This window comes from Streptomyces hoynatensis (assembly GCF_003626535.1).
GTDB classification, from domain to species: domain Bacteria; phylum Actinomycetota; class Actinomycetes; order Streptomycetales; family Streptomycetaceae; genus Streptomyces; species Streptomyces hoynatensis.
This window is the reverse complement of the sequence record NZ_RBAL01000001.1, coordinates 51,187-64,016: the sequence shown is the minus strand read 5'-3', so window position 1 is coordinate 64,016 and position 12,830 is coordinate 51,187. Positions and strand designations below refer to the sequence as shown.

The 12,830-nt window shown below is 78.2% G+C and carries 6 protein-coding genes; 1 reads left to right on the top strand and 5 read right to left on the bottom strand.

Features of this window, described 5'->3' with window-relative positions; translation table 11 throughout:
* Positions 1 to 56: 56 nt before the first annotated feature.
* From D7294_RS00220 to D7294_RS00210, 4 genes are all read right to left on the bottom strand, one after another.
* Positions 57 to 6,869 (bottom strand): CHAT domain-containing protein, encoded by a 6,813-nt coding sequence (locus tag D7294_RS00220; RefSeq protein WP_158674539.1) that lies wholly within the window; start codon positions 6,867 to 6,869, stop codon positions 57 to 59.
* A gap of 188 nt (positions 6,870 to 7,057) precedes the next feature.
* A complete protein-coding gene (locus D7294_RS31770) occupies positions 7,058 to 8,680 on the bottom strand; it encodes a hypothetical protein (protein ID WP_158674538.1) in 1,623 nt (540 codons plus the stop codon).
* Positions 8,655 to 9,404, bottom strand: a complete 750-nt coding sequence (locus tag D7294_RS00215) for a hypothetical protein (protein WP_120674139.1) — start codon at positions 9,402 to 9,404, stop codon at positions 8,655 to 8,657. The genes D7294_RS31770 and D7294_RS00215 overlap by 26 nt, the downstream gene beginning before the upstream one ends.
* A gap of 1 nt (position 9,405) precedes the next feature.
* A complete protein-coding gene (locus tag D7294_RS00210) occupies positions 9,406 to 10,050 on the bottom strand; it encodes a hypothetical protein (RefSeq protein WP_120674137.1) in 645 nt (214 codons plus the stop codon).
* A 543-nt stretch (positions 10,051 to 10,593) separates the two neighbouring features.
* On the opposite strand from D7294_RS00210, the gene D7294_RS00205 reads away from it, so the two are divergent.
* Positions 10,594 to 11,775 (top strand): macro domain-containing protein, encoded by a 1,182-nt coding sequence (locus D7294_RS00205; RefSeq protein WP_120674135.1) that lies wholly within the window; start codon positions 10,594 to 10,596, stop codon positions 11,773 to 11,775.
* On the opposite strand, the gene D7294_RS00200 is transcribed toward D7294_RS00205, so the two are convergent.
* Complete coding sequence (locus tag D7294_RS00200) at positions 11,763 to 12,692, bottom strand: 4Fe-4S single cluster domain-containing protein (RefSeq protein WP_241561995.1); 930 nt, start codon at positions 12,690 to 12,692, stop codon at positions 11,763 to 11,765. The genes D7294_RS00205 and D7294_RS00200 overlap by 13 nt on opposite strands.
* Positions 12,693 to 12,830 lie beyond the last annotated feature (138 nt).

The window sequence follows — 12,830 nt, the reverse complement described above, 5'->3', positions numbered from 1 at the left end:
CGCGGGGGGCGGCGTCCCGGCCACGGCGCCGGGACGCCGCCCCCGGGCGCGCGGGGCTACGGCCGGCCGCCGCCGGGGCCGCCGCCCGCGGGGGTGGCCCCTGGCCCGGCGGGCGCGGGGTTGCCCTGGTGGATGAACGGGGCCCAGACGCGCGGCCGTTCGAGGTGCGGCCGCAGCGCCTCGCGCCGCAGGTGGCCCTCCAGGCAGGGCGGGGGCGTGCGGGCGGGGTCGAGCATCCACAGCTGGGCGGCGCGCAGCGCGTCCGGGGGCGCCAGCCCGCCGAAGGACAGGTGGTGGTGGAAGACCGCCATCAGCAGGGCCGAGCCGCTGTCCTCGGTCATCCACCGGGAGCCGACCGCGTCCGTGGCGCCGCGGGCCACGAAGGCCGTGGTGAGGGTGAGCGCCTCGTCGTGGTCGCGGGTGCTGAGATCGGTCTCGCAGGCGCTGAGCACGACCAGCGGCCCCCGCTCCCCCGGCCTGGGGCCGCCCGCCCGATCCAGGACCCGCGCCACGGTCAGCGGCCCGGTCAGGTCGAGGGCGGAGACCGTGGGCCGCGCGCCGGCCGAGCCGTGCGAGGCGATGTGCAGCAGGGAGGCGGCCTCGCCTTGGCGCGGCGCGCCAGGCAGCACGGCCAGCACCTCCTCCGGCGTGCCCCGCCCCCGCACCGGCAGCGAAGGGTCGTCCGGGAAGTCCCCGTACAGCCGGGCCTGCGGGTAGAAGGCGCGGCGCAGGGCGGTCACCTCCTCGGCCGCCCACAGCAGGCTGAGCGAGGGGTCGGCCACGAGGACGGCCCGCCCGGCGGGTGGCGTCCGCTTCCGGGCCGCCGCCCCGGCGAACTGCGCCCCCGAGGCGGCGTAGGTGAAGACGGCCCGCTCCACGGCGTAGCCGCCCTGCGGGAGCCGGGCGGCGTGCCAGGGCACCACGCCGAGGTTGCCGCAGGGGACGAGGACGAGGCGGTACGGCCCAGGCACCGGTCCCAGGGCGCGCCCGATCCGCCGCAGCAACGGCCCCACCACGGCCCGGCCCGCCCAGTCACACAGGGCGTCGAGGGCCGCCTCCCACCGCGGCCGGTCGGCGGCGCGGTCCGCGGCGGCGTTCAGCCAACGCTCCAGGGGTTCCCGGCCGGCCTGCGACAGCCCGGGCAGCCGCAGCACGGCGCCCGCGTCGGCCCCCGCACGTGCCGCACCGGCCGCATCCTCCGCTCGCGCCGGGCCCGCCGCCCGGCCCAGGATCAGCGCGGCCCCGTCCGCCTTCCCCTGCCCGGGGATCAGGTAGACGAGCGCGTCGGCGCCGCCGGACTCCAGGGCCGCCGTCAGCGTGGGCAGGTCTGGCACCGCAAGCAGGTCCCCGCGTTCCGCTCCGAGGGCGTCGAGGGCGCGGCGGCGCAGCGTGCTGGGGATGAGGTGCTCCCGGTCGAACGGGCCCGGGGCGTCCGCTGCGCCCGGGGACCGGGGCGCGGCCCGGCGCCACTCCTCGGCGAGCGCGCGCTGCCCGAGGGCCTCCAGCCGCTCCGGGACGCCGGCCGCGGCCCCGGCGGCCCGTAACACCAGGGCGCGCCCCGCCTCCAGGGCCGTCACCGCCTGGGGCAGGAGCCCCACGCCCAGCGCCCAGGCGGCGATCCGAAGCCCCCGGCTGGCCCCGGCCTGCGCCGCCTGGAGCGCGTGCTCGGCCCCCAGTTGCATGAGGACGTCGTCGGCGACGAGGCGCAGCGAGTCCAGCCCGGCGGCGGCGGCCCGCGCCAGGTCGCCGTCCCCCGCCCGCGCCGCGTAGGCGCGCGCCAGCTCCCATGGCACGTCGCCGCGGATCGGGTCGCTGCCCTCCTCGGCGAGTTCCGCCGTGGCGCGCTCCAGTTCGGCGATCGCCTCGTCGAGGAGCGCACGATCCCCGGTCAGCCCGTATGCGGACAGCTGGGTCATGGCGAGGCTCGCCCGGCCGAGCGCCCGCTGGTTGAGGAACGCGTCCCCCTTGTCCAGGCTCCCGTGAACCCGTTCGGCGAGCCCGGCGACGCCGCCGGGGTCCCCTTCGAGCAGCCGCAGGTGCGCCCGCAGCGCCAGCACGACGTTGTCGAGCCACGCGCGCAGGAAACCCGGCGAGCCCTCGTGGGCCAGGGCCCGTTCCAGCTTCTCCAGCCCGGCACGCAGCTCCCCGAGGCGAAACCCGCGCCTGAGGGCCAGATCCATCTCGGCGATGCCGAGCGCCATGGACACGTACCCATACCACTCGTCGCCGGGATCGGTGTCCCGCGCCGTCTCCAGCAGCCCGGCGTGGATCTCCTCCAGCTCCCGCAGGCTGCGTTCCCGCTCGGGGCCGGTCTCGGCCGGGGACCTGTGGAGCCGCCAGAGCCGGAGCATCGCCTCCATGACCCTGCCCAGCAGCCGCGCGTCCCTGACCTCCTTCGTGGGCGGCGCGCCCGGCCGGCCGGCCGCACCCGAGGCGAGCGCCCGGAGCCCGCGCAGCCCCTCGTCCTCGTCCTCGATGTTCCCGCGCACCAGCCTGCCCGCCGCCGAGATCCCCGGGAGGATGTGCTCCATGCCCGGGATCTTCGGCGCCACCCCACGCATCGCCTCGGCGCCCTCGGCCAGGTGCTCCGCCTTGCCCGTCCGCAGGGCCATGATCGCCTTGACCAGCCCGCTGAGGGCCTGATCCGCGACGACGGCGCGCTCCGAGGCACCGTCCCCCGGCCGGGCGAGGAGCGAGGAGATCTCGCCCAGCCGCTCGGTGCTCACGGTCCCGGGCACCTGCATCTCGGCCAGCATCAGCAGCTCCGCGAAGTCGCGGCTCGGGTCGGGCGGCGAAGCCGGGGCCGTCGTAGGGGAGTGGGGGGGCCGCTGCGGGGAACCGGAGGGCGCTCGCGGGGAATCGGGGGCCGTCTGCGGGGAATCGGGCGCCGTCCGTGGGAGGTTGCCGGGCGCCGCGGAGTGGGCGAGACGGAGCACGGCCTGCAGCTGGTCGCCGTAGGGCACGCCGGGCAGCGCCCGGGCGAATTTCCCGATGCGCCCGAGGAAGGAGGGAAGCCCCGCGATGCCGCTGTGGATCGCCGTGCGCACCAGGCGGGCCGCCCGCGCGAGCTGGGCGACCTGCTCGCGCCATCCGGGCGGCAGCGGCCCGGCCCGCAGCTCGGTCAGCAGCCGTTCCGCCTCCGCCAGTTCCGCCACGAGCCCGGGGCCAGGCGGCGGCTGCCGCACCGCCCAGGCGACCATGGCTTCGAAGTCGGGCATCCGGCCCTCGGGCCAGGGCACCGGCATCGGCAGCAGGAGCAGGGCCAGGAGCGTGGTGCCCAGCAGCCGGTCGTCCTCCCCCAGGCCGGCCGCGCTCCCTTCCCTGGCCGCGCGCAGCAGCCGGATCGCCTCCTCCCGGTCCCCCTCGCCCGCCTCCCGCAGGTACCTGACGCCGATCAGGGTGCCCAGGCGCACCCTGAGCGGGGCGAGCCGCGGGTCGCCCGGGGCCAGGCGCCGTTCGGCCGCGGCCAGTTGCCGCATGACCCGCTCGCGTTCTCCGGCCACGGGGGGCGCCGCAGGGGGGCGGCGCGGGCCCGGCGTGAACAGGGCGGGCAGGAAGCACTCCGCTCGCTCCAGCAACTCGTCGATGCCGTCGGTGCCTTCGGTGCTGTCGGTGCCTTCGGTGCAGTCAGTGCCTTCGGTGCCTTCGGTGCCGTTCATGTGGGGCTCCTCATTCGCTCGGGCGGTTCCGGGGCCGGCCGTGGGATTGCCCTGGTGGGTGAAGGCGGCCCAGAGGTGGACCTGGTCGAGGTCGCGGCGGGCGGCCTCGCGGCGCAGCGGGGCGGGGAGGCCGGGGGGCGGCTCGCGGCCGGGGTCGAGCATCCACAGCTGCGCGGCGCGCAGGGCGTCGGCCGGGGCCTGGCCCCGGTGGACCAGGTAGTGGTGGAACACGGTCATCATCAGGGCCGTCGAGCCGTCGGAGACGGCCCACCGCGAGCCGACCACGTCGGCCGCGCCGCCGGCGACGAGGGCCGTGGCCAGGGTCAGGGCCTCGTCGTGGTCGCGGGTGCTCAGGTCCGTCTCGCAGGCGCTGAGCACGACCAGCGGGCCCGCGGGGTCCGGCGGGCGGGCGGCGCTGTCCAGGATGCGGGCGACGGTCAGCTGCCCGGCGTCCGGCTCACCGCCCGGCGGCACGGCCAGCCGGAGCGCGGAACGCGTGGGGCTCGGGCCGGCGAGGGCGTGGCAGGAGAGGTGCAGGACGGCGGCGGGGGCCGTGCCTCCCGGCAGGGCGGCGAGGAGGTCCCGCGGGGTGCCGGGCGCGTCGGGTTCCCGGGCCGCCGTCGGGAACGCGCCGTAGCCGAGGGCGTCGGCGTAGCAGGTGGCGCGCAGCGCCTGCGTCTCGATCTCCGACCACACCAGGTCGAGGTGGGGGTCGGCCACCAGCACCCGGCGCCCGGTCAGGGGCAGGCGCGCGCGGGCCGCCGCCCGCAGGAACTGGCTCCCGGAGGCGGCGTGGCTGAACACCGCCTCCTGGCAGGCGTACCGGTACCGCCGCCGGCCCGCGCCGCCGGACGGGTCGCGGGTCCTGGCCGCGTGCCAGGGCACGGTGCCCAGCCGGCCGCAGGGCACCAGCACGAGCCGCGGCGCCCGGGGGCCGCGCGGGCGCACGGCCGCCAGCACGGGTCCCATGACGGCCGGCCAGGCCCAGTCGCACAGCTCGCGCAGCGCCGCCTGCCAGTGGGCGTCCCAGGCGGCGCGCCAGGAGCGGTGCAGGGCGGGGTCGGCGAGGGCCCTGGACCGGGGGGCGACGGCGTCGAGGTAGCGCTTCAGCGGCTCGGCGTCCTGGGTCAGCCGCGGCAGCTCCAGCAGGGTGGTCCGCGGGGCGGCGCCCGGTTCCGGGCGCACGAGCAGCGCGAAGCCAGGCTGCCCGGGCGCCTCGCCCGGAACGAGGTAGATCAGCGCGTCGGCTCCGGCCGCGGCGAGCCCGGCCGCCAGCTCGTCGAGTCCTGGTACGCCGAGCAGGGCGACGGCGCCCTCGCCGCTGCTCGCGCCCAGCGCGGCGAGCACGCCGCGCCGCAGGCTGCTCGGCACCTGCGGCCCGGCGGACGGGTCGAGCAGGGCGGGCGCGGCCCCGGGGCCGAGGGGTTCCACGGCGGCCTCGGCGCGCCAGCGGGCGGCCAGGTCGGGCCGCCCGCGTTCCTTCAGCAGTTCGGGAACGCCGCGGGAGGCGGCGGCGGCCCGCAACACCAGGCCGCGGCCCAGTTCCAGGGCCTCCACCGCCCGGGCCCGGCGGCCGGTCAGCGCGCAGCGGTGGGCCAGCCGCAGCGCCTGGGCCGCCCCGCCGCGGGCCACCGCGAGGCCGTGTTCCGCGCCGAGCTGGAGGAGCACGTCGGCGGAGAGACGCAGCAGCGCCTCGCGGCCGATGGCCAGGGAGGTCTCCACGTCGGGCGCGGAGCGGCGTCGCAGTCCGCGCTGCCAGTGGGCCTCGGCGAGCCGGGTGAGGGCGTCGGCGAGCTGCGGCAACTCGGCTCCCTGGGCGGCGAGTTCGCGGACCCGGGAGAGTTCGGCCAGGCCCTGGTCGAGCAGGCCGGCCTCGCCGGGCCGGCCGGCCGCGTGCAGCAGGGCCCGGCCGAGGGAGTACCGCAGGAGCGCTTCCTGCCCGGCGAAGGCGCCCGGCGCCGCGAGGGCCTCCCGCACGGCGGCGACGGCCCGGCCGACGGCCTCCCGGCCGGGTTCGAGCAGGACCAGGTTGGCCAGGGTCTCGGCCCGATAGGCGGGGAAGTAGGGCGCGAGCAGCGGCGGTACGTGCCTTTGCTCGGTGGCGGCGGCCTGCCGGAAGTACCGGGAGGCGGTGGCGAGTCCGGCCGGGTCCCCGGTGCGGGCGGCGAGCGCGCGGTGGGCCTCGCCCAGGGCGGCGGCCACGGCGAAGCGGAGCTGGTGGCCGGGGGCCAGGGCGGCGTGGTGCCGGGTCAGCTCCTCGATCAGGGGTGCCAGCGCCTGCGGGTCGTCGCCGCGGCAGGCGACGTTGATTTCGAGGAACGCCGCCAGCACCCGCAGTTCGGTCGGCGGCGGGGTGCCCTCGCGGTGGTGGGCGGCGAGGAGTTCCCTGGCCGTGGCCAGTCCCGCGTCGACGTCGCGGTGGTTGCCCTGGAGGCGGGATGCGTGCAGGAAGGTGGCCGAGAGCAGTCCGGCCGTGGAGCGCCTGGCGGCCTGGGCCGCCGGTCCTTCCCCCGGCACCGCGGCGGTCATCTCGCGGAGCCTGGCGACGCTGTGCTCCAGGCGGTTGCGGTCGGCGGTCTGGAAGATCCGCACCGTGTCCACCAGGGAGGCCACCTGGTGCTGCGCGCCGAGCGGCCCCGGCCAGGCCGCGCGGGCGGCGGGGTCCGGCTCCGGGGCGGCCAGGGCCACGTCGTCCACCTCGGTGAAGTCGACCGTGCCAGGCGCGAGGAGGGCCTGCCGCACCAGCAGGAGGGCGTGGAACCTGGCGATCCCGGGCCGTTCCCTGGCGCCGCGGGGGGCGGCGTCCAGCGCCCGCCGGGCGGCGCGCGCGCAGGAGCGGGCGGCTTCCGCCTGGGCGCGGGGCTCCCCGCTCCCGGTGCCAAGCCGGGTGAACAGCTCCTGCAGCGGGGCGAGTTCCGGGTCGTCGAGGCCGAGTTCCGCCAGTTCGGCGGCGACCTGCCCGGCGGGGGCCTGGGTGGTGAGGCGGGAGCAGAGCCAGGCGGTCAGGCGAGCGAAGGCGGCGGCGTCCTCCCGGGCGCGGGCCAGCAGCGTGCGGGTGGCGCGGGCGAGCGCCTCCCCGGCGTCCCGGGCGGGCGCGGGCCGCCCGGCCCACTCACGCGGCCGGTCGGCGGCGGCTCCCGCCCGGTGTGCCGCGGCGTGGGCGCGGTCGGGTAAGCCCGCGTCCCCGCCCGGCTGCGTCTCCTCGGTCACGGCATCCCCCTCTCGGCCTCTACCCAGGTCCGCGTTCCGCCAGACGGCCGCGCCCCGCCGGCGGCCCGGGCCTTCGGGGCGGCCCGGCCCCCCCGTGCCGCCGCGCCGCCGGGCCCGAGGCCGCCCGGGGGCGGCCCGCCCCCCGCGCGGCCCGCCCCCGGCGCGGCCCGTCGGGGCGGCGCGGCCCGTCAGGCGGGGGCGGGCCTGGGCAGCAGCGGCCACCTGCCGGAGAGGCGCATCGCCGCCTCGGTCACCGCCGGGTCGCGGGACCCGGCGGCGAGGCCGTCCAGGTAGGCGTGCGCCGCCGCCTCGTACAGGTCGTCCAGCTCCCGCAGCGCCGCCTGGAGGGCGTCCTGCCTGGCGCCGGCCTCGGCGGGGTGCCCCTGGGCCCGGTGCCCGGCTCGCCGCGCCGCGAGCACCGCCTCCCGCTCGGCCGCCTCCAGGCGTTCCCGGCTCCGGAACGTCTCCCGGTAGGCCGCGAGGAAGGGATGCGCGCGGCCCAGGCCGAGGAGGAAGGCGATGCCGCCGGAGAGCAGCAGCAGCGCGACGAACATCAGGGCCATGGTCCGCTCGTCGACGCCGAGGCCGGCGAGCACGCTGTCGCGGTCCGCCATGGCCCGGTCGAGCCCCTCCTGGTACTCGGGGTCGACGGGGTAGGGCTCGGGCTCCTCGGCCAGCAGGCCGGCGCGCAGCCCGCCGAGCACCCAGCAGGCGTACGCCCAGCAGCCGAGCAGCGCCAGCGCCGGAAGGGCGAGCAGCCGGGGCGCGCCGGTGGCGGGCAGCCTTCTGATCAGGCGGCCCAGCAGGTGCGGGACGACCATCATGACCGTGCCGACCGCGAGGGTGAAGGTGCCGGTGAGGAGGTTGCTCGCGGGGTCGCCGACGCCGTGCAGGCGGCGGAACACGCTCCAGTAGATGGGCAGTTCGACCAGGGCGAGGCAGGCCAGGAGGGCCACGGTGCCCCAGCGGGACATGGCGGACTCGCTGGTGGCGCCCTCCCAGCGGGCCCGCCGCGCGGAGGCGTCCTCCGCTTCCCCGGCCACCGCCGCCCCGGCGCCGCCCGGCCCCTCGGCCCCCGCCAGATCCCCGGCATCCGCCAGATCCCCGGCATCCGCCAGGTCCTGGGCGTCCGTCAGGTCCCCGGCATCCGCCAGATCCCGGGCGTCCGTCAGGTCCTCTTCCCCCTCGGCGCCGGTGGCCCCCGCGGCCTCCCCCGTCTGCCGCGTCGCGCCCCGCTCGCCGTGCGGCGCGGGCCGCCCAGGGCCAGGGCCGGTGCCCGTGCGGCGGGCGCGAACGAGGTGGGCGAGCGCGTCCCTGGCCTCGCCGCGGCGCGCCGCCCGGCGCGCGAGGCGGTCCAACTGCCCGCGGGTGATCTCCAGTTGCCCGGTGTGCTCGGCCCTGGCCTCGGCGTTGCGCCGCACCGCCGCCTCGGCCGCCTCGGCCTCCGCCATGGCCTGGGCCGCGACCCGCGCCGCCGCCTCCTCCGCGGCAGCCGCCTGCCGCAGCAGCGCGTGCCGCCTGCGGTCGCGTTCCGCCGCGAGTTCCGCCAGGCGCGGGGGCAGCCCCTCGCCGGCGAGCACCAGGGCGCCGTACGCCCGGCCGCGCGCCGCCGCGCGCCCCTCCCGGCGGCACCGGTCGAGCAGCGCGACGCGCCCGGTGCCGGCCGCGGCCTCGCCCACGCCGCCGAGCGGCCCGCCCTGTCCTGCGGGCCGCCGCGGCCGGGCGCCGGTGGCGGCTCGCGCCGCGCCCCGCGCGCCCCGGAAACGCCCCCGGCGCCCGCCCGCGTCACTGCCGGTAGTCGAATGAGACATCGATCTTCACCCGCTCCTCCAGCAGCTCCGACCAGAAGGCGTCGAAACCCTCGTACGCGGCGGGGTCGTCGCTGAAGCGCATGCCGTATCCGGCCGGGTAGACGGTGGTGGTCTCCGGGAGGCGCGGCAGCCGTCCCTGGGCTTCGAGGGTGTCGAGGGCCCCGGCGCGGGACTCCGGCGTCTGCACCTGGTCGGCGTGCAGCTGGAAGGAGCCGTCCGCCTGCATGAAGTCGCTGACCACCAGGATGTGGAACGCCTCGGCGCCGTCCGGCGCGGCCTGCCCGACCCGGTCCAGGGCGCCGAGCACGTCGGAGCCGGGCTGCCGGTTCCGCGCGCAGGACAGCAGTTCGCGCGCCTGGTCCAGGGCCACCGAACGCCATACCTCGCGCAGCTGGTCCCGGTCGTCGGTGGACCGGGCGTCGGGGTCGAGGTCGAGGGTCTCCTGCTGGCAGGTGGAACCGGCGGAGGCCCGGGTGATGGGCGCGAACGCCAGGGTGCGGCACTCCAGGTCGCGCAGGAACTCGGGCAGCGCCACGTTCAGCTTCTCCTCGGCGGCGAACCCGTGGGCGGCGTCCTCCTGTCCCGAGCCGGAGCCGTCGACGAGGACCGCGCAGGCCGTCGTGTAGCGGTCGACGTCGGTGCCGAGGGCCTGGCCCAGCTGGTCGCAGCCGGTGGCGGCCAGGGCGGCGGCCGCCAGCAGCGCGGCCACGAGTGGGTGCCTCATCTCAGTTCCCTCCCCCGGGCGTTCCGGACAGGCTGTGCGCCGCGTCGAGGAGTTCGAGGGCGCGGGTCAGGACGGTGGCCGTGGCGGCGTCCCGCGGGGCGAGCCAGGAGTCGGGGCGGTCCCAGGACGGGTCGAGCCGCAGGGGCGCAGGACCCCAGTGCGCCAGGTGGGCCGGTGCCGGGTCGGGCACGTCCGGGTGGTGGCGGCGCACGGCGTCCCAGTAGCGGGCGAGGTGCTGGTTGACCTGCTCCAGCACGGCGGCGGCCCGGCAGCGGCAGACGTCCGCGTGGGCGTGCCACTCGGCGACCCGCTCCCCGAACCCGGCCAGCGCGGCGGGCGCCGGCCGGCCCCGTTCGCGGTACTCGATGACGACGTGGACCGCCCGCGTCCCGAGGTCCGCGATCAGCCGCCGTTCGCGGTACATCAGCCGGGCCCGGAGCTGCTCGACCGCCCGCCGCGCGGTGGCCTGCTGCTCGGTGACGTAGGGGGTGACGGCGGCCTGGTGCTCCGGCAGCGCCGGGGGCGGCGGCACGTCGGGCAGGCCGCGCCGCCCGTCGCGCAGGCCGTGCAGCCAGGCCGCCCACCGTCCCCATCGTGGTGGGGCGGCCCGCCGGACGACCCGTCCCACGCTCTCTGTTCCGATCATTGCCGCGCATTCCCCCATCCCCGCCATTCGGCGTCCGCATGCGGCGCTTTCCGCGGTCTCGGCACCGTCCGAGGCCGCGGTGTCTGCGGCCGCCTCGGCTTTTCCGTGCCCGGTGCTTTCCGTGCCCGGTGCTTTCCGTGTCCGGTGCGCTCGGTGCGCGCTGCGCCGTGCTGCTTTCCGTGTTCTCCGTGCCGTGGGTGTTCTCCGGGTTTTCCGGCACTTCCGCGCTTTCCGTGCTTCCGGCGCTTCTGGTGCTTGCGGTGCTTGCGCCGGGTCCTTCGGCCGCGCCGTTCCCGCGGGGCCCGCGTCGGCGCCTCGCGAGGGCGGCCGCCCGTCGGCGAAAAACCCACGTTCCATGCCCTAACACGGCGCCGCCCGGGCGCGGAGGCGGCAGCGGGCCCCGGCCCGGCATTCGCCCGGCGTTCACCCGGAATCCGCCCGGGACACCGGCGTCATGCCACCCGGGCCCAGGGCCTGCGGGCCGCGGGCCCCGGCCGCGTTCTGCCACTCCCGCCGAACGGGCCGCGCACCTATCGTGACGGCATGGACACGGACGCCGGATCGAGTTCAGGTTCTTCCCGTCTGCCCTCGCACGCCGACATCCTCAGAGACCTCAGGGAGTTACGCAGGCCGGGGTTGCCGCGGCTGCGCGAGGCGCCGCCCGCGGCGCTGCGGTGGGCGGCCGAGCACTGCGGGCTGTGCGGCGCGGCCGACGATGTGCCCGCCGGCATAGAGGAGTTGCTGCGCCAGGCCGTGCGGCGGCTGGGCGAGGGGGACGACCTGGGCAGGGCGGCCGCCTACAGCTTCGGCCTGGTCCCCGGCTTCCGCGGCGCCGCCGCGCAGGACCGGCGCAAGCGGGCCGCCGAGGTGTACGGGATCGCCCCGGAGACCTTCCGCAAGGCCCCCGAGGAGAAGATGCTCAGCCAGCTCGCCGAGGCGGTGCTCGCGCTGTGCCGGGAGCCCGGGGCCGGGCGCCACCAGGCGGCGCCCCACGCCGCCGGCGCGCCCGGCCGGCCGCGGGCCGAGCCGGGCCCGCAGCGGGACGACCCGGCGCCTCCCACCTCGTTCACCGCCACCGTGGCCGACGCGCCCGTGCCCTTCGTGCTGCACGTCTCCCCGGTGGACCTGCTGCGGGACATCGACATCGTGGTGTCCTCGGAGAACGTGTACCTGGAGATGTCCAAGACCTTCATGCCCACCCTCTCCGGCTCGCTGCGCTGGGCGGGCGGCATCCGCGACGCGGGCGGGGAGCTGGTGGAGGACGTGCTCGCCAACGAACTCGCCACCTGGGTACGCCGCCACCACCGGCCGGGGCTGCCGGTGCGGCCCGGGACGGTCGCGCCCACCTCCTCGGGCGCGCTGGCCTCGCGGGGCATCCGCCGGATCTACCACGCGGCGGTCGCGGTGCCCTTCGGCGACCGCGACGGCTACTCGGTGGCGCCGGGCGACATCGCCCGTGCCGTCCGCGAGTCCTTCGCGCTGGCCCGCGCCGAGCGGGAGGAGTACGACCCGCCGCTGTCCTCGATCTGTTTCCCGCTGATGGGCGCCGGGCGCGGCCGGGTGCCGCCCGCGGTCAGCGCCCGGTGGATCGGCTGGGCGGTGCACGAGGAGTTGCAGCGCGACCCGCGCTGGAGGGTGCACATGGTGATCAGGAACCAGGCCACGGCCGCGGCCGTCGTGGACCTGGGCACGCCGCCCGGCCCGCCGCCCGCTCAGCCGGGCTGATCCCAGCTGCGGTGGTGCAGCCGCGTCCCCGACCTGGCCAGCAGTTCGGCCAGCTCCTGCAACTCGCCGGGGGCGGGCACCCCGTAGAGCAGCACGCCGGCGCCCCCCGGGGACTCGGCGACCTGGAGCCTCGGCCCCTCCGCGGGGCGTGCCAGGTGGGGCCCGTAGCGCTCGCGGCCCAGCGCGGTGCGGGGCAGCAGCCGCTGGTTGGCGGAGCCGCGCCATACCAGGGGGGTGGGGGCGGCGGCGCGGTAGCGGCCGGTGATCAGGGCGTCCGCGTGGCCCACGGCCCGCAGCCAGGGCGGCCTGCGCCCCAGTTCCGCCTCCGTGTGGCCGGTGTAGAGCAGGATGTCGGGGCGGCGTTCCGGCGCCAGCTCGGCGCCGATCGCCGCGGCGCCGCTCAACAGCCTTTCCAAAGCCTCCGGTTGGGCCAGCGGCTCGCCGCCGCTCACGGTCAGCCCGGCCGCGCCCGCGGCGAGCGCCCGGCGCCACGCGCCGAGCAGCCGGGACACGGTCGTCCGCCGCCCGCCCTCGGGGTCCCAGGTGTGCCGGGACATGCAGCCGGGGCAGGCCAGCGGGCAGCCCTGGAACCAGATGCCGAGGCGACGCCCCGGGCCCAGCGTGGTCACGGGAAAGTACGTGCCGCTGACCCGCACCACGGGGTCCCCGCCCTTCCCGCCGCTCCCGCCGTCCCCCCGGCTCTCGCCGTTCCCGCCGCTTTCGCCGTCCCCACGGCTCTCGCCGCTTTCGGCGTTCCCGCCGTCCCCGCCGCTTTCGCCGTCCCCGACATTCCCTCCGTCCCCGAAATCCGCGCTGCCCCCGAATTTCCCGCCGTTCCTGCCCATCCCGCCGCTCACGTCCTTCCCGCCCATCCTGCCGGTCTCGTTCTCCCGTCCGTTCTCCTGCGCCTCGCCCATCGCCGCCCCCTCCCACGCTTTTTCGCCTGCACGGAAATGCCAGGCTCACCCCCTGCGCCGCCCGCGCCCCGGCACGCCGGGCCCGCGGCCCGGAATTCCACCGGAACACGCCCGGAAAAGCACCGGCCGCCGCGCATT